The 16,987-nt window shown below is 67.4% G+C and carries 17 protein-coding genes; 7 read left to right on the top strand and 10 right to left on the bottom strand.

Annotation, left to right across the window (positions count from 1 at the left end):
- Positions 1-40: 40 nt before the first annotated feature.
- Both sufC and ASF54_RS01150 read left to right on the top strand, forming a co-directional pair.
- Positions 41-823: a Fe-S cluster assembly ATPase SufC gene (gene sufC, locus ASF54_RS01155; protein WP_055957762.1), complete on the top strand. Its 783-nt coding sequence runs from the start codon at positions 41-43 to the stop codon at positions 821-823.
- 2 nt (positions 824-825) lie between these two features.
- Complete coding sequence (locus ASF54_RS01150; protein WP_055957760.1) at positions 826-1,158, top strand: metal-sulfur cluster assembly factor; 333 nt, start codon at positions 826-828, stop codon at positions 1,156-1,158.
- 175 nt (positions 1,159-1,333) lie between these two features.
- Here ASF54_RS01150 and ASF54_RS01145 read toward each other — a convergent pair whose 3' ends face one another.
- Positions 1,334-1,972: a biotin transporter BioY gene (locus tag ASF54_RS01145; protein WP_055957757.1), complete on the bottom strand. Its 639-nt coding sequence runs from the start codon at positions 1,970-1,972 to the stop codon at positions 1,334-1,336.
- A gap of 138 nt (positions 1,973-2,110) precedes the next feature.
- Between ASF54_RS01145 and ASF54_RS01140 the strand changes: the two genes are divergently transcribed.
- On the top strand, positions 2,111-3,709 hold the full coding sequence (locus ASF54_RS01140) for an ABC-F family ATP-binding cassette domain-containing protein (RefSeq protein ID WP_055957755.1): 1,599 nt from the start codon (positions 2,111-2,113) through the stop codon (positions 3,707-3,709).
- Positions 3,710-3,876: 167 nt separating this feature from the next.
- Here the strand turns inward: ASF54_RS01140 and ASF54_RS01135 are convergent, their stop codons facing one another.
- The 3 genes from ASF54_RS01135 to ASF54_RS15980 are packed head-to-tail and all read right to left on the bottom strand — an operon-like array spanning position 3,877 to position 5,374.
- A complete protein-coding gene (locus ASF54_RS01135; RefSeq protein WP_055957752.1) occupies positions 3,877-4,761 on the bottom strand; it encodes an SURF1 family cytochrome oxidase biogenesis protein in 885 nt (294 codons plus the stop codon).
- Positions 4,758-5,003, bottom strand: a complete 246-nt coding sequence (locus tag ASF54_RS16585) for a hypothetical protein (RefSeq protein WP_235480899.1) — start codon at positions 5,001-5,003, stop codon at positions 4,758-4,760. Before ASF54_RS16585 ends, ASF54_RS01135 begins: the two co-directional genes overlap by 4 nt.
- The gene (locus ASF54_RS15980; protein WP_084815859.1) at positions 5,000-5,374 is read right to left on the bottom strand and encodes a DUF3099 domain-containing protein; all 375 of its coding nucleotides are present in this window, start codon (positions 5,372-5,374) and stop codon (positions 5,000-5,002) included. The genes ASF54_RS16585 and ASF54_RS15980 overlap by 4 nt, the downstream gene beginning before the upstream one ends.
- A gap of 206 nt (positions 5,375-5,580) precedes the next feature.
- Between ASF54_RS15980 and fabG the strand changes: the two genes are divergently transcribed.
- Positions 5,581-6,291 (top strand): 3-oxoacyl-ACP reductase FabG, encoded by a 711-nt coding sequence (fabG, locus tag ASF54_RS01120; RefSeq protein ID WP_055957750.1) that lies wholly within the window; start codon positions 5,581-5,583, stop codon positions 6,289-6,291.
- A gap of 61 nt (positions 6,292-6,352) precedes the next feature.
- Here fabG and serB read toward each other — a convergent pair whose 3' ends face one another.
- Positions 6,353-6,991, bottom strand: a complete 639-nt coding sequence (serB, locus tag ASF54_RS01115) for a phosphoserine phosphatase SerB (protein ID WP_055957748.1) — start codon at positions 6,989-6,991, stop codon at positions 6,353-6,355.
- Between the two features lie 22 nt (positions 6,992-7,013).
- On the bottom strand, positions 7,014-8,255 hold the full coding sequence (locus tag ASF54_RS01110) for a glucose-1-phosphate adenylyltransferase (protein WP_055957745.1): 1,242 nt from the start codon (positions 8,253-8,255) through the stop codon (positions 7,014-7,016).
- Between the two features lie 47 nt (positions 8,256-8,302).
- On the opposite strand from ASF54_RS01110, the gene glgA reads away from it, so the two are divergent.
- The 3 genes from glgA (at position 8,303) to ASF54_RS01095 (ending at position 10,815) form a co-directional block, all read left to right on the top strand.
- Complete coding sequence (glgA, locus tag ASF54_RS01105) at positions 8,303-9,484, top strand: glycogen synthase (protein ID WP_055957742.1); 1,182 nt, start codon at positions 8,303-8,305, stop codon at positions 9,482-9,484.
- 67 nt (positions 9,485-9,551) lie between these two features.
- On the top strand, positions 9,552-10,334 hold the full coding sequence (locus ASF54_RS01100; RefSeq protein ID WP_055957739.1) for an ABC transporter ATP-binding protein: 783 nt from the start codon (positions 9,552-9,554) through the stop codon (positions 10,332-10,334).
- A 229-nt stretch (positions 10,335-10,563) separates the two neighbouring features.
- Complete coding sequence (locus tag ASF54_RS01095; protein ID WP_055957737.1) at positions 10,564-10,815, top strand: type B 50S ribosomal protein L31; 252 nt, start codon at positions 10,564-10,566, stop codon at positions 10,813-10,815.
- A gap of 93 nt (positions 10,816-10,908) precedes the next feature.
- On the opposite strand, the gene ASF54_RS01090 is transcribed toward ASF54_RS01095, so the two are convergent.
- Genes ASF54_RS01090 through ASF54_RS01075 form a run of 4 tightly spaced genes read right to left on the bottom strand, consistent with a single transcriptional unit; the run spans position 10,909 to position 16,983 of the window.
- Positions 10,909-12,414, bottom strand: a complete 1,506-nt coding sequence (locus ASF54_RS01090; protein WP_055957734.1) for a glycosyltransferase family 39 protein — start codon at positions 12,412-12,414, stop codon at positions 10,909-10,911.
- Positions 12,411-13,313 carry a hypothetical protein gene (locus tag ASF54_RS01085; RefSeq protein WP_055957731.1) on the bottom strand — a complete coding sequence of 301 codons (903 nt, stop codon included), beginning with the start codon at positions 13,311-13,313 and terminating at the stop codon, positions 12,411-12,413. The genes ASF54_RS01090 and ASF54_RS01085 overlap by 4 nt, the downstream gene beginning before the upstream one ends.
- A complete protein-coding gene (locus ASF54_RS01080) occupies positions 13,310-15,823 on the bottom strand; it encodes a phosphoribosyltransferase domain-containing protein (RefSeq protein WP_235480898.1) in 2,514 nt (837 codons plus the stop codon). The genes ASF54_RS01085 and ASF54_RS01080 overlap by 4 nt, the downstream gene beginning before the upstream one ends.
- Positions 15,820-16,983: an HpcH/HpaI aldolase/citrate lyase family protein gene (locus ASF54_RS01075; RefSeq protein WP_055957726.1), complete on the bottom strand. Its 1,164-nt coding sequence runs from the start codon at positions 16,981-16,983 to the stop codon at positions 15,820-15,822. The genes ASF54_RS01080 and ASF54_RS01075 overlap by 4 nt, the downstream gene beginning before the upstream one ends.
- Positions 16,984-16,987 lie beyond the last annotated feature (4 nt).

Raw genomic sequence — 16,987 nt, 5'->3', positions numbered from 1 at the left:
CCTCCCGATCTTCAGCTCCAGATTCAACTAAAGGAACATCATGGCTACCCTCGAAATCCGCGACCTCCAGGTCTCGATCGACACCGAGCAGGGCAACAAGCCCATCTTGAAGGGCGTCGACCTCACCATCAAGCAGGGTGAGATCCACGCCGTCATGGGGCCCAACGGCTCCGGCAAGTCCACCCTCGCCTACACGATCGCCGGCCACCCCCGGTACAAGGTCGACGGCGGATCGATCACCCTCGACGGCGTCGAGGTGCTCGACATGACCGTCGACGAGCGCGCCAAGGCGGGCCTCTTCCTGGCCATGCAGTACCCGGTCGAGATTCCCGGCGTCACCGTCGCGAACTTCCTCCGTACCGCGAAGACCGCCCTGGACGGCGAGGCGCCCGCGCTCCGCACCTGGGTCAAAGACCTCCGCCAGCACATGAGCGACCTCAAGATGGACTCCTCGTTCGCCGAGCGCAACGTCAACGAGGGGTTCTCGGGTGGCGAGAAGAAGCGCCACGAGATCATGCAGCTCGAGCTCCTCAAGCCGAAGTTCGCGATCCTCGACGAGACCGACTCGGGGCTCGACGTCGACGCTCTCAAGATCGTCTCGGAGGGCGTCAACCGCGCTCACCAGTCGACCGACCTCGGCATTCTGATGATCACGCACTACACGCGGATCCTTCGCTATATCAAGCCTGACTTCGTGCACGTTTTCGTCGACGGCCACGTGGCCGACGAGGGCGGACCCGAGCTGGCCGACCAGCTCGAGAACGAGGGCTACGACCGCTACGTCGCTGCCTCGGCCGAGGCTGCTACACCGGCCGGAGCCTAGACATGCCGATTGCACTCGCGCCCGAGAAGTTCGACCAGATCGAAGAGGCCCTGAAAGAGGTCATGGACCCCGAGCTCGGCGTCAACGTCGTCGACCTCGGCCTGATCTACGACCTGGCCCTTGACGACGAGGTCGAAGACGCGCTGATCATCAGCATGACTCTGACGAGCGCCGGTTGCCCTCTGACCGACGTGATCGAGTCCGAGACGGCCAATGCCCTCGACGGGGTCGTCGACGCCTTCCGTATCAACTGGGTCTGGATGCCGCCGTGGGGCCCCGACCGCATCACCGACGACGGGCGCGACATGATGCGCGCCATCGGCTTCTCGATCTAACTGAGCTGTTCCGACCCGCACGGTCGGCGAATGCATCTGTCCCTGGGCAGATGGTTTCGCCGGTCGTGCGGGTTTTGCGTTCCCCGGCGCAGAAGCCGCCCGCGCAGAGGAGGCCCCGCGCAGAAAAAGGCCCCCGCCGCGTACGACGGGGGCCCGAAAGCGAAGGATCCGGCGGCTAGTCGTTCTTCTTCGAGTCGAGGGCGCGCACACCGCGCCACAGCAGCGGCAGCATGCCGGCCGCGATGACCCACTTGACGATGCCACCCACGATGAACGGCGTGAAGCCGGCCGCGAGCACCGCGGAGACGTCGTGCGGGTAGCCCAGTCGAGCCAAGGCGAACCCGAGGAAGGGGAGACCGACGGCGAAGGGGATCAGCGATGCCAGGAAGAAGCCGACGAGCGAGCGGACGACGTGGCGATCCCACTGGCGCTCCGACAGCCAGCCGATGGCGAAGGCGGCCGGGATGAATCCGACGATGAATCCGAAGCTCGGGAGCATGACGCTGGCGAAGCCGCCGTTGTGCTCGGCGAAGATCGGCAGGCCGACGAGGCCGACGAGAGCGTAGGCGAGCAGCGACAGCGCACCACGGCGGGCGCCGAGAGTCGCGCCGACGAGCAGAACACCGAGAGTCTGGCCGGTGACCGGGACGGGCCACAGCGGCACGACGACCTGTGCGAGAACGCCCATGACGGCGACTCCGCCCGCGATGAGCGCGGCATCGGTCGCGATGCTCCGCGTGACGAAGCGATCGGCGAGCACGGACTTGCGGGCCGGAAGAAGGGCGCCAGCGGACAATGCTGCGGGGTTGGTCATGCAATCTCCTAGAATAGGTAGGTCGATCGGCGCAGTCTGCTCCGACGACTCGGTTCCACGCTGATTCCTCTTCATCCTAGGGGCGACCCAACGGCGGGCGGCGTTGTGGACACCTCACCAGATGATTGGACTTTCGCTGTGCTCTCCGTGCACGACCTCGAGATTCGCGTAGGCGCCCGCCTCCTCATGGAGGGCGTGACCTTCCGTGTCGAAAAGGGCGACAAGATCGGCCTGGTCGGCCGAAACGGCGCGGGCAAGACGACCATGACCAAGACCCTGGCGGGCGAGACGATGCCCACCGGTGGCTCGATCGACAAGACCGGTGAGATCGGGTACCTGCCACAGGATCCCCGCAGCGGTAACCCCGAAGACCTGGCTCGCACCCGGATCCTCGATGCCCGTGGTCTCGGCCAGATCCTCCTCGGCATCCAGGAGGCGTCGCTCGCCATGGGTAGCGACGACCCGGCCGTGGCCGAGAAGGCCATGAAGCGCTACGGCGACCTCGACGACCGCTTCAACGCCCTCGGCGGGTACGCCGCCGAAGCGGAGGCCGCGTCGATCGCCAGCAACCTCAGCCTGCCCGACCGCATCCTCGACCAACCCCTGTCGACCCTGTCGGGTGGTCAGCGTCGCCGCATCGAGCTCGCGCGCATCCTGTTCTCGGCCGCCGACACGATGATCCTCGATGAGCCCACGAACCACCTCGACGCCGACAGCGTCGTCTGGCTGCGCGAGTACCTCAAGACGTACCAGGGCGGCGTGATCGTGATCAGCCACGACATCGAGCTCGTCGACGAGGTCGTCAACCGTGTCTTCTACCTCGACGCGAACCGCCAACAGATCGACATCTACAACATGGGCTGGAAGCACTACCAGCGCCAGCGCGCCTCCGACGAGGAGCGTCGCAAAAAAGAGCGCGCCACCGCTGAGAAGCAGGCCGGGCAGCTGCAGAAGCAGGCCGCCCGCTTCGGTGCGAAAGCGTCGAAGGCTGCCGCGGCGCACCAGATGGTCGCTCGCGCCGAGAAGCTCCTCGCGGGGCTCGACGAGGTGCGTGCCGTCGACCGGGTCGCGAAGCTCCGGTTCCCGACCCCCGCCGCCTGCGGGCGGACGCCGCTCATGGCGACGAACCTCTCGAAGAGCTACGGCTCCCTCGAGATCTTCACGGCCGTCGACCTCGCCATCGACCGCGGATCGAAGGTCGTCATCCTCGGCCTGAACGGTGCCGGCAAGACGACCCTCCTGCGCATCCTCGCGGGTGTCGACGCGCCCGACACCGGTCAGCTCGAGCCGGGGCACGGGCTCCGCATCGGTTATTACGCACAGGAGCACGAGACGATCGACGTCAAGCGCAGCGTGCTCGAGAACATGGTTTCGTCGTCACCGAACATCACCGAGATGGAGGCACGTCGGGTGCTCGGGTCGTTCCTCTTCACGGGTGACGACTCGGCGAAGCCGGCCGGTGTGCTCTCCGGTGGCGAGAAGACCCGTCTGGCCCTGGCGATGATCGTCGTCTCGGGCGCCAACGTGCTGCTTCTTGACGAGCCCACGAACAACCTCGACCCGGCCTCGCGGCTCGAGATCCTCGACGCGCTCAACAACTACGAGGGTGCTGTCGTCCTCGTCAGCCACGATGAGGGTGCTGTCGAGGCGCTGAACCCCGAGCGCGTGCTGATCATGCCCGAGGGCACCGAAGACCACTGGACGCCCGACTACTCCGATTTGATCACGCTGGCGTAGCGCAGCGGAGCCAGCGTGACCATCGAGCACAGGACGCTGGCGTAGCGAAGCGGAGCCAGCGTGACCATCGAGCACAGGACGCTGGCGTAGCCACCGCCGCAACACGTATCGCGGACTCTCAGACCTGCCGCGGCAGGTGGGGGAGTCCGCGATACGTCTTACGGCGCTCAGCGACTGATGCGCGTACCCGGCGCCGAACTCTCGTAACCCGACTCGTCGAGATCGCCGTCTTCGATTTCGGCGTCGCTCGGGCCGCGCTTGAGCCGCTTGCGCTCGCGCTCCTCCTCGAGCCAGCGCTGGTCTTCTTCGTCGCTGTTGTGGAGGTCGTACTCCTGGCGGATCACGTAGGCGAAGAAACCGAAGCCGGCGAGGGCGAACAGGACCCACTGCACGGCGTACGACACGTTGAGGCCGTAGTCGACCTGGGGCTTCTGAGCCAGCTTGGGCAGTGTCGCCGCCGACGGCGTCTCGCTCTTGAGCTGACCGAATGCCGCGGTGTAGGTCGGCAGATCGAGCCGCTTGCCGATCGTCGCCGGCTTGATGACGGCCAGCTCGTTGGTGTTGGGGATGTCGGTGCGACCCGGTACGTCCGGCTCCGTCTGAGCGAGTCGGGCGATGACGGTGACCGTGCCGCTCGGGGGAGCGGGCACCGAGTCGGGATAGTCGTGGGTGTTGCCGGTCGGAACCCAGCCGCGGTCGATCACGAAGATCTCGCCGCTCTCGGTCTCGAGCGGTACCAGCACCTCGAAGCCGGGGAACCCGTTGTAGCTGCGGTCGCGAGCCAGAAAGTAGTCGTCGGCGAGATAGGTGCCGGTCACCCGCACCGGCGTGAACTCGTCAGACGTCGAGTACGAGTCGAGGTTCGGCAACACCGACGACAGGTCGACGGGCCGGGCGTTGTAGTTGGCGTCGAGTTTCTCTTGCAAAGCGAGGTTCTCGCCGCGTCGCTCCCACTGCCAGTGCGAGAGCCCCGCACAGATGATCGCGAAGACGACGGCGACCGACAGATAGCCGACCCACTTCTTCGAGAGCGCGAAACGCCACTCCTTCACGAGGTGGCCTCCGTTCCGACCGCCGACACGGTCACGCCCAGTTCTGTCACCTCCACGGGAAAGTCGCGGGAGCGCAGGAATTCTGCGAGAAAGTCTACGTGCTCGGCGCAAGCGGCCCAGACCTTCACGCGGTCGATGCCGTGGATCTTCGGGTTGCGCCAGTTCACCTGGTGGGTTGCATCGGCGCGGCATCCCGCGCGGGAGCACTGGGGGATGTCGGGGCCTGCCGAACCGATGATCACGGGCGGTGTGGGCCGGGAGACGTCGGTTCGCCCGAGGCGCCGGTGAAGGGACGGTCTCGAGGATCCTGACCCTCGTATCCCGGAACACCCTGCTCGGGTCGGTAGATCTCGACTCCGCCGGGGCGCACGACCTGACCCTGCGGCCCCTCGGAGCCGACCGTGGCGAGCACGACCGCGACGTAGGGGAGGACGATGGCGCCGACGGCGGGAAGGGCCGTCCACCAACCGAACGGGATCAGGAATGCCACGATCACGCACACCAGACGGATGAACATCGCCAGGCTGTAGCGGATCATCCGGCCGTGTCGCTCTTCGTCGGGCGACGGCGGCAGCGAGGTGATCGCGTTGGTCGTCTTCTTCGTCGTTCTCATTCACTCACGGGCTCAGGCGTCGTCGATGCCCGGCCGAACGGGAGGGCATCACATAATCGTAAGGCGTCTTGGGTATCCGCCCTTTATGGCGAGACTAGGCTTATCGCGGTCGCTCCGGTCGAGGCCGTGACATCTCCCGGGTGTGATCTCTCGATCCCGAGCAAGTCGGGGCCCGTGCGCCCCGGCGAGAAGACATGGAGACCCACATGGAAACCCCTCGCACCGTCCTCGTCACCGGCGGAAACCGCGGCATCGGCTACGCCATCGCCGCTCGCTACGTAGCCGCCGGCCACCGCGTCGCCGTGACGGCCCGCTCTGGCGCCGGCCCCGATGGCACCCTCACCGTCCACGCCGAGATGACCGACTCGGCCTCGATCGACGCCGCGTTCACCACCGTCGAGCAAGAACTCGGGCCGATCGAGATCCTGGTCGCCAACGCCGGCATCACCAAAGACACCCTTCTGATGCGCATGTCGGAAGACGACTTCACGTCGGTCATCGATACAAACCTCGGCGGCACCTTCCGCGTCGTCAAGCGCGCCTCGAAGGGCATGCTCAAGGCGCGATTCGGGCGCATCGTGCTGATCTCGAGCGTCGTCGGGCTCTACGGCGGAGCAGGCCAGGTCAACTACTCGGCGTCGAAGGCCGGCCTCGTCGGCTTCGCCCGCTCGGTCACCCGCGAGTTGGGCGCGCGCGGCATCACGGCGAACGTGATCGCACCGGGCTTCGTCGAGACCGACATGACCGCCGTGCTGCCCGAGGCGCAGCAGGCCGAATACAAGAAGAGCATCCCCGCCGGCCGGTTCGGCACCGTCGACGACATCGCCGACGCCGTGGTCTGGGTCTCGTCAGACAGCGCCGGCTACATCTCGGGCGCCGTGATCCCGGTCGACGGCGGCCTCGGCATGGGCCACTAGGGCTCGAGAGCGCGTGGGGCGAGGAGCCCAGGATCCGGCGGGCCGGATCCTGGGCTCCTCGTCATCCGCGCAGGCCCGCGAGTGCCAGCACCGACGCGAGGTCTCGGGTGCTGAGCGAGACGTCCGCCGCCGCGCGGACCCGCGGTTTGGCGTCGAAGGCGACGCTGAGCCCGGCGGCCCGCATCATTTGAAGGTCGTTGGCGCCGTCGCCGACCGCGATCGTCTGAGACCGGGGGATGCCGGCGTTCGCAGCCCACTCGACCAGGGCCGCGGCTTTGGCGTCGGCGTCGACGATCGGCCCTTCGACGCGACCGGTGAGGTGGCCGTCTTCGACCTGGAGCCGGTTGGCCCGCCAGTGGTCGAGACCGAGATCACGAGCCAGTGGATCGAGGATCTCGTGGAACCCGCCCGAGACCACGGCGATGAGCCCGTCTGCCCGATGCACACCGGCGATCATCTCGGGAACCCCCGCAGTGACCTGCACTCTCGCCGAGGCGTCGGCGAAGCAGCTTTCAGGGAGCCCCTCGAGCGTTGCGACTCGGGCGTGCAGGCTCTCGGCGAAGTCAAGCTCGCCCGCCATCGCTCGCTCGGTGATGTCGCGCACCTCGTCGTGAGAACCGGCGGCGTCGGCGAGCATCTCGATCACCTCGTTCTCGATGAGGGTGGAGTCGACGTCGAGGACGATGAGGAAGCGCGGCACGCTCTCAGGGTAGTGGGCGGCGTCAGGACTCGACGCGAACGCCCTTGCCCACCACGGTGATTCCTGAGGGCGTGACCGTGAAGCCGCGAGCTCGATCGGCCTCGGCGTCGAGCCCGACGTGCGCTCCGTCGGCGATCACCACGTCTTTGTCGAGGATCGCGCGGTTGACGATCGAGTTCTTGCCGACGTAGATGCGGTCGAAGAGCACCGAGTCGACCACGCGTGATCCTGAGTCGAGGGTGTTCCACGGCCCGACGACGCTCCGCTCGATGTGCGAGCCCACTGCCAGGGTGCCGAGCGACACGATCGATTCGATCACGGACCCCGGGTTGCCGTGCTCGTCGCGACCGAACTTCGCCGGGGGAGAGTTCAGTTGCTGGCTGAAGATGGGCCAGTCGGTGTTGTAGAGGTTGAAGACCGGCAGCGCGGCGATGAGGTCGCGGTGGGCGTCGTAGAACGAGTCGATGGTGCCGACGTCACGCCAGTAGTAGCGGTCGCGCTCGGTCGCTCCTGGTACCTCGTTGCGATTGAGGTCGTAGACCGCCGCGTCGCCGCGCGACACGAAATCGGGGATGATGTCGCCACCCATGTCGTGGTCGGACTCGGGGTTCTCTCCGTCGCGGAGCACAGCGTCGATCAGCGCGTCGGCGTTGAAGACGTAGTTGCCCATCGAGGCGAGCACCTCGTCGGGCGAGTCGGCGAGACCCACCGGGTCTTTCGGCTTCTCGAGGAAGGCGTCGATCAGAGTCGCGTCGTCGGCGTTCGTCTGGATGACGCCGAACTGGTCGGCCAGCGAGATGGGCTGACGGATCGCCGCGACGGTCGCACTCTTGCCCGAGGCGATGTGCGCCTCGACCATCTGCTCGAAGTCCATGCGGTAGACGTGGTCGGCACCCACCACGACGACGATGTCGGGCTTCTCGTCGCGGAGCAGGTTGAGGCTCTGCAGGATCGCGTCGGCGCTCCCCGCGAACCACCGCTTGCCGAGGCGCTGCTGGGCAGGCACGGACGCGACGTAGGCGCCGAGGAGGCCCTCGATGCTCCAGGTCTGCGACACGTGCCGGTCGAGGCTGTGCGACTTGTACTGGGTCAGGACGACGATCTGCCGCAACCCGGAGTTGATCAGGTTCGACAGAGCGAAGTCGACGAGACGGTAGTTTCCGCCGAAGGGCACGGCGGGCTTCGCCCGGTCAGCGGTCAGCGGCATGAGCCGCTTGCCTTCTCCGCCTGCCAACACGATGCCGAAGATCTTCTTTGATGCCATGGGCCCAGAATGGCACGTTTCGCCCCCGGACGACTACGGTAAGGGCCGTGCGAGTCGATGTGATTACCAAGGAATACCCGCCCAACGTCTACGGGGGAGCGGGCGTCCACGTGACGGAGCTGGTCAAGGCCCTCCGTTCTTCCATCGACGTCGAGGTTCGAGCCTTCGGCGCGGCGGTCACCGAGAGTGGCACGACCGGCTACCCCGATCTTGCCGAGCTGGCCGACGCCAACGGTGCGCTCAAGACCCTCGGCGTCGATATCGCGATCGCCCAGGACGTCGCGGGTGCCGACGTGGTGCACTCGCACACCTGGTACGCCAACGCGGCCGGGCAGCTCGCCCAGATGCTGCACGGGGTTCCCCACGTTCTCACCGCGCACTCCCTCGAGCCGCTTCGGCCGTGGAAGGCCGAGCAGCTCGGAGGCGGCTACCGCGTCTCGAGCTGGATCGAGAAGCAGGCGTACGAAACCGCCGACAAGGTCATCGCGGTCAGCGAGGGCATGAAGCGCGACATCCTCCGCTCGTACCCGTCGATCGACGAGACAAAGGTCGACGTCGTCTACAACGGCATCGACCTCACGTCGTGGCGGCGCCTCGACGAGCCCGAGCTGGTCCGCTCGCTCGGCATCGACCCGGATCGCCCCGCCGTGGTCTTCGTCGGTCGCATCACGCGCCAGAAGGGCCTGCCGTACCTGCTGCGCGCGGCCAAGCTGCTCCCGGACGACGTGCAGCTCATCCTCTGCGCCGGAGCGCCCGACACCCCCGAGATCATGCAGGAGGTGACCGGCCTCGTCGAGGAGCTCCAGGCGGAGCGTTCCGGCGTCGTGTGGATCGAGCGCATCCTGCCGCGCGACGAGCTGTGCGCCGTCCTGTCGGCCGCGACGGTCTTCGTCTGCCCGTCGATCTACGAGCCCCTCGGCATCGTCAACCTCGAGGCCATGGCCTGCAGTCTCCCCGTCGTGGGTACGGCAACCGGCGGAATCCCCGAGGTCGTCGCCGACCAGCTCACCGGTTGGCTCGTGCCCATCGACCAGGCGACCGACGGCACCGGAACCCCGCTCGACCCGGAGCGCTTCGTGAACGATCTGGCCGCGACCCTGACGCACGCCGTCTCGGATCCTGGGCTGGCAGCTCTGATGGGCCGAGCCGGTCGTCTCCGCGCCGAGGCCGACTTCTCGTGGGGCGGCATCGCCGATCGAACCCTTGAGATCTACCGTTCGCTGCTCTGACGCCGATCGATCCATCACCTGTGGAATAGTGACGGCTTCGAGCACCCCCGTGGAATAGAGTTCTGTCATGGCCACCGTTTTGCAGCTCACCGATGTGTCCGTTGTTCGAGATGGCTCGCCGGTGGTCGATTCAGTGTCGTGGACCGTCGATTCCGACGAGCGCTGGGTCGTGCTCGGGCCTAACGGTGCCGGCAAGACCACGATCCTCCAGGTAGCGGCCGCGCAGACGCATCCGTCGTCCGGTGAGGCCGAGATCCTCGGCGAAGACCTCGGCAGCGTCGACCTCTTCGACCTCCGACCCCGCATCGGCTTCGCGTCGACCACGATCGCGCGAAGGATCCCGCCGAAAGAGAAAGTCCTCGACGTCGTTCTCACTGCGGCGTATTCCGTGACCGGCCGCTGGAACGAAGAGTATGAGGGCGTCGACGTGCGTCGGGCCCACCGTGTGCTCGACGAGTGGAAGCTCGGTCACCTCGCCGACCGGTCGTTCGGCGACCTCAGCGACGGCGAGCAGAAGCGAGTGCAGATCGCCCGTGCCGTGATGACCGACCCCGAGCTCCTCCTCCTCGACGAGCCCGCCGCGTCGCTCGACCTCGGTGCCCGCGAAGAGCTCCTCCGCATGCTCGGCGGCTATGCCTCGAGCGAGGGGTCGCCCGCCATCGTCATGGTCACCCACCACGTCGAAGAGATCCCACGCGGCTTCACGCACGCGCTGCTGCTGGCCGGGGGCGAAGTGCGGGCGATGGGTCCGCTCGCCGAGGTGCTCACCGCATCCACGCTGGGCGACACGTTCGGCCTCGAGCTGACCGTCGTCGAAGACGCTGGGCGCTACACCGCTCGCGCCGTCTAGGCGTTCTCACCAAAAGGTGACGCGAATCGGCCAAAGCGACCTGGCGAGCCGCGTCACTTCGGCCGAACCGCGTCGGGAAGGCCCCACGGTCAGGGGAGCCTGCACATCAGCCGCAGCTCGGCTCGCCGCTCTTTGTCTGGTATCGTTAGAGGCTGTTTGCGGGCCTTATTGTGCCTGCACTCCCACGAGCTGGCAAAAACCAGTTCACCCCTAGCCTCTGAGGAACCCCATGAAGAACGACACCCACCCGTCTTATAACCCGATCGTGTTCCGCGACCTCGCCTCGGGTGAGACCTTCCTCACGCGCTCGACCGTCACCAGCAGCAAGACCATCGAGCTCGACGGCGTCGAGTACCCCGTCATCGACGTCGAGATCTCGTCGGCCTCGCACCCGTTCTACACGGGCAAGCAGCGCATCATGGACAGCGCCGGCCGCGTCGAGAAGTTCAACCAGCGCTTCAAGAACTTCGGCAGCAAGTAGGCCCGAGCGCCTCACGCTCCGCACAACGCCCCGTTTCTGCTTCGGCAGTCACGGGGCGTTTCTGCGTCTGCGGAGATCGCTAAGGGCTCGTCGTCACGCTCGGCGGTCGAGCCGGTACAGGGTGTCGCGATGCAGCCCCACCGTCAACGTCACCCGGTAGCCGAGGCGCTCCAACTGGGCGAGCTGCTCCGGGCGGTCGCCCGAGAGCCCCCTGTAGTCGACGAACCAGACCCGGCCGTCAGTAGCCCGCAGCGCTGCCGCCGACGCTTCGATCGATCGCGTTACATCACGAATTCCCGAGGTCTGGGCGTACGGCGTCTTCAGGGTGACGTCGACCAGCCCGGCGAAATCGCTCGGGTAGAGATACTTCACCGCACGGGGCTTGCGTGAGTTGCCCACGTCGTCGTCGAACACGACCGCGTCGCCGGGGCGAGCCCGCTCGCGCACCGCCCGGGCGACCTCGGCCCAGTCGCTGCCGCCGTCTTTTGCGAACGGTTGTCGCTGTGCGACGTACACGGGAAGCACCAGCACTGCGAGTCCGACAACGACGACTGCCTGAACTGCGAATCGGCGAGTGATCGTGGATATGCCCAGAGCCATCAGCAGCGCCACGAACGGCGTCGCGAACGAGAGGTAACGCGTTGTGTAGATCGGCGCGACGAGCGCGTTGACGACCAAGAGAATCAGCATTGGCACGAACACCGCAGCTGCAGATAGCGAGAGCAAAGACGCTGTGGCGTCGTCCGCACGAGTGTGTCGCCGACTCTCCCCGACCCCGACGACGAGGGCCACGGCGATCGCCGACCAGCCGAAGACAGCTACCGGAGAACTACCGAACCACTGCGTCACGACCAGCGTGTGAGGGGTGACCGCCTGCTGATCGCCAAGAAAGCTGATCTGGTTGCGTTGTCCGATGGCAAAGCCGATGACGGGGCCGGCGAGCAGGATCCCGAGGAGCGTGAAGCGAATCCAGCGTGCTGGCTCGACCACCACGCATCGCCCCCTCTTCGCACCCCGCCACAGCCACGGCACGACCACCGCGACTGCCACCGCCGGAAGAAGCAGCCCCAGGTAGAGGAATATGCCGATGCTGGCGGCCAGGGCGAGCGAATACGCGAACCAGACGCGTGGCCGAAGCCCCGGGCTGTGGAGCAGGTGGACGATCAGCACCACGAGCCAGACCGCCGCGGCGGCGCTCAGCGCGTACGACCGCGCCTCCCCGCCCATGAAGGCGACCCGGGGCAAGACGATGAAGACCGCGCCGGCGATGGTTCCTATTCGACGGCTACCGAGCCGATCCCCGAGAACGACGACCCCCGCCGCCGCGAACCCGACCGCCACCGCGCTCGGCAGCCGGAGGGCAACCATCGACTGCCCGAATGCATCGATCCAGACGTGCATGACGGCGTAGTAGACACCGTGGACGGCATCCACCGTCGTCAGCATTCGCGCGAGGGAGAGCCAGGGCCGATCCGCCGACAGCACGGTCGCCGCCTCGTCGCCCCAGGGCGACGGCACCCACGAGAACGCGAACGAGACGAGAAACGCCACGACGCCGAACAGAGCCGGTCGCGCGAAACGGTGAAGCCGCGCTGTCATCGGGCGACCGAGGGCACTCCCGCTGCGACGTCGGCGCGGAGGCGGGAGACGATCTCCTCTCCCGCACGAACACCCCTCGCCTCGGTCACGCCGAGGTGCGGCCGAGCAACCCCAAGATCGTGCAGTTCGCCGTGCGCCGGCCGGTAAGCGACATCGGCGAAGTCGAGCAGGTCGAGATCGAGGAGCGAGTCTCCGGCCGCGAGAACTCGGCTCGCCCCCACCCGCGACGCGACCTCGGCGATGGCGGCGCTCTTGGTCAGCGGTGCCGGGACCAGATACAGCTTCCGCCCCTGCAGCGAGACCGTCCAGCCCCGTCGTTCGACCTCTGTCGTGAGGGTCGCGAGACTGTCGGCTGCGGCGCTGCCCTCGATCAGCTGGTCACGCTGCACGATGGCGTACACGAAGTGGTCTTCCGCACGAGAGAACCGAAGGATCCAGCCGTCGTCGTGAGGATCGGGCAGCAGCGCTTCAACCTCGGCGAGGGGAGCACATCGCCCCTCCAGGCGCCGCATCACGGTGTCGGCCCAGTCACCGTCGGGCTCACCGTGGTGGAGGAGGACCCCGCCGTTGGTCGTCACCGCGTACTCGAATCGGACGGTCGGCAGGCGAACGCGTCGAAACTGAGCCACGGTGCGGGTGGTGACCGGCACGAAGACGACCTCGGCGGCGAGGGCAGCGAGCTGCTCTTCTGCCGCCCGCGTCATGAAGGAGAGGGGCTCACCCCGGTAGATCTCGCTAACGGTGAGCAACGGAGCATCGAGGTCGAGCGCGCGGCTGTCGGACGCGCTGCCGTCGGACGCCGAACTGCCGACTCCCGCACTCGTCTCGTCGAGGTGCAGTGCTCGTGCCGAGTAGATGAGTGTCCGGTCGAGGTCGGACGCGACGAGATCGCCACTCACAGCGCACCCTGGGCCGGGTCGAGCGGGTCACCAGCGAGCGGACGGATGAGACCGACGCAGCTGTAGGGGAGCCCCTCGACGTGAACGACTTCGACACCCCGTTGCTCAGCGAGCAGCAGCACGTGCGCAACTTCGTCGAGGGCGTCGGGCCTCACCAGGATCTTCCACGGCACCCGCCGCAGCAGCACGCGGGTGGTCTCGCCGACACCCGGCTTCACCAGGTTGACATCGTCGAGGCCGTACTCCTGCTGAAGGCGCTCGACCGTGGCCCAGCCCTCCCAGGTGGGGGTCCGGTCGGTGGCCAGGAGGTCGATCGCTGCGGCGGCGGCCTCGGCGCGAACCGCGGCGAAGTGCTCCGACACCGTGTCGAGAAACTCGCCCGAGACGTCGTCGGCCGCAAGCTCGGAGTAGAACTTCGCACCGTGGAACTCGCCCGGGCCGATGAGCCGCTCGCTGAACACGGTCCGTGACACGAGCCCCGAGACCGTCGAATTGAGGCACGCGGAGGGAATGAGGAAGTCGTCGCGGGTGCCGAAGACAGGCACGCAGTGGCCGGGGTCGGCGAGCACGACGAGGTCGTCGGAGAAGCGCGAGCCGCCCGCCGCCGCATAGTCGTCGAGAGCTGCGGTCAGCTCGCGCGCGATCGCGCCTTTCCCGGTCCAGCCGTCGACGAAGACGACGTCGGCGGGGTCGTGATGGTCTGCCAGCCAGTCGAGCGCTGTCGTGTCGATACCGACACCGCGGACGATGCTCATCGTGTAATGGTCGACACCGATCGATCTCGACCGTTCGATCCAGCGCTTCATGAGGATGCCGATCGGCGTCCCCGCGCGAGCCAACGAGACCAGCACCGGTGGCCGCTCGCGGCCGTCGAGCACCATCTCGGCCGCCACTCCGACAGCGAGAGCCACGCGGCGGGCCGACCGCTCCAGAGCGTCGGCGTAGAGCGCGCGATATTCGGGCGACGGGACGTACTCCTGCGGGAGCGACTCGGCGTAATGTGCTCGCCCGGACTGGATGGCCGCCTCACGGTCAGCCGAGGGCGCCTCGAGAGCGATGCCACCGAGGTCTTGCAGCAACCAGCTCACCTCATCGGCACGGTACGACCCGAACGCAGGGCCGCGGAGGGGTCTCGCGACCACCTCGTCGACGGGCGCGCTGACGGTCACGACGACGACCTCGTCGCAGGCTGTGGCGAGCACGTCGAGCACATCGGCGAGGTCGTGGAGCGTGACACCGGGCTCCGGCACGAGCACGATCTGCTCGAAGCGTCGACCGCCGGGCGTCAGGTTGTAGGCGAACCGCGGGCCGGGACCGTCGATCGTCTCGTCATGCGAGGGGAACGAGTGCACCGAGCGGATCGCGTAGTCGTCACGGTCGATCGCCGCGATCGGCGAGCGGGTCGTCGACGAGAACAGCGCTCCGACCCGGCGAGTGTCGAGCAGGGCGGCGACCTCGAGCGGGAACGCCATGAACTCCTCGGTCCCGAGCACCAGGGTCGACACTGGGGTCGACTCTCGCGAGCTCGCCTCCACCGCATCGGCCACCGCCCGAGCGACGGCTCCGTCAGAGCGATCGCGGTAAGAGGCGCCCGAGCGGTCGGCAGCAAGCACCCCGACGACAGGAGCCTCGAGGATCCGCGCCAACCCCCGCTCATCGGCGGGCACCGGGGCGGTCTCGACCGTCTCGGCCACCCGCTCCGCCGCGGCTGCAGCAAACCCGTCGGGAATCCGGACGGCGCCGCTCCCGAGCGACACGACGTCGATCACGGTGTCGAGTTCGTGCTCGAGCTCAGTGAATCGCGCACGATCGGTCTCGGAGCGGAGGTCGACGAGGGCGGCGACGACGACGCGCCGGGGAGCGGCCAGGGCGTGGATCTCGCGGATCGTGTTGATGATCGTCGATCCCGTGCTGAGTTCGTCATCGACGAGCACGAGGGTGCTCCCGGGCCGAAGCCAGCCCTCGTCGGTCGGCACGATCTGATGGCGGGTGGCGTGCGAGTGGGCCTCATCGAACCCGCCCACCGGGCGGTCGCCGGGCGACGATCTCCGGGTGGAGTGGATGTAGTAGCAGCCGAGCTGGTCGGCCACCAGGCGTCCGAGACCGGTCGCCGTCTCGGCGTAGCCGAGCGCGACCGCGTCGGGCACGACGACCTCGGCTCTGCGGAGCAGGCGGCGGAGCGCAAGCAGCTCGTCGCGAGCCGGCCTCGGCGTCGCTAAGGCCTCTGCGAGCTGCCGTGACGCATCGTTGACGAGGCCCGGCTCGGCGGGCCGCCCGAGCTGTTCCGCGACGAGGGTGCCGAGGAGCGCGCCCGCGCTCTCGACGAGGAGCGGGGGAGTCGGCACGTGCTTGGCGAGAACGGTGGAGACCAGCAGGTGGGCGCGGCGGGGATTCCGACGGAGCGCGACACCGACCAGGGCATCGACGGGAACGACGCTGTTCGCCGGATCCTGGTCGATTTCGAGCCCTAGCTCGTCTCTGACGTAGGAGCCCGTCCAGGTGCGGATCACAGCATGCTCGCTTCGAGGAAGTCGACGAACGTCGCCTCCGGGGAGGCCACGCCGAAGGCATCGGCGCGCAGCAGAGTCTTCTCTGCCCACATCTGGTGCGGTTTCATCTCGTTCATCTTGTTTCTGTAGGGGGAGGCGGCTACTCCGGCCGACCCGGGGGCAGTGATCGCCACGGCGTCGAGATACTCCTCGTGGCTGATCACCGAGAGCGCGTGCACGAGCGGAACGTGCGAGGGGTGGATGACGGTCTTGCCGAGCAGGCCGTTGGCGTGGTCGAGCGTGATCTCGCGGAGCAGGCCGTCGTAGTTCTTGACCAGCAGCTGGCGTCGGAGGTTCTCTTCGTGGGCTTCGGCGAACGGGGTGAGGCGAAGCTGCGGGCGCAGGAGGCGCTCTGTGTCGGCGTAATGCTCCCAGACCGGACCCGTGATGGTGAATCCGTCGCTCCCGCGGCCGAGGATGTTGACGATGTCGCCGATCACCGAGGCCACGACGTTGACGTCGTAGATGGTGAGGTCGCGCGAACGCCGCAGGCCGAACACGCTCGACAGGTCGGTCGTGCCGATGCGGACGGCCAACACGTCGTCGCGGTTCGCCTGCAGCAGGCTCGCGATGTCCGAGAGCACGCGCGTGCGCGACTCCGCATGGATCATGGCCGGCGACTCGAGGATCGGCATGATCCGAAGCGACCCGGCTCGGGCCGGCCGAGCGGACTGAACCTCGTGCAGGGCATCGAGGAAGTCCTGCCCATAGCCGTCGTCGTTGTGGAATTTGGGCACGACGAAGCCGGCGAGGCTTCCGATAGCGTCACCCGCGCGCTCGGCCAGCATCGTGATCTGCGCGGCAGTCCGCACCCGCACGAAAAGGAGCGGGAGCCCGTCGCGACCATCGAGGTCACGCAGGGCCTGCACCACGTTGTCTTCGGCCATTGGCACGACATCGTCGGCGATGCTGTCTTCGAGGCACAGCACCATGCTGATCGCGCCACGCGCCGTCTGCCGGATCACTGACCCCGCGAGGTCCGGTCGATCACCCGGGGTGTACAGCGTCGCACCGAGCGCCGTGCTGAGCAGACGGGCGGGCGATGCGGTCGTCAATTCGACGGGCTGCCGGTGGAAGAGCCGGGATCGGTAGTCGTCGCTCAGGAACGAGAAGTGGCGCATCCTT

The sequence above is a fragment of the Frondihabitans sp. Leaf304 genome (assembly GCF_001423105.1).
GTDB lineage: Bacteria > Actinomycetota > Actinomycetes > Actinomycetales > Microbacteriaceae > Frondihabitans.
Note: the sequence above shows the minus strand (reverse complement) of the source record. Positions and strands in the feature narration are given on the sequence as shown.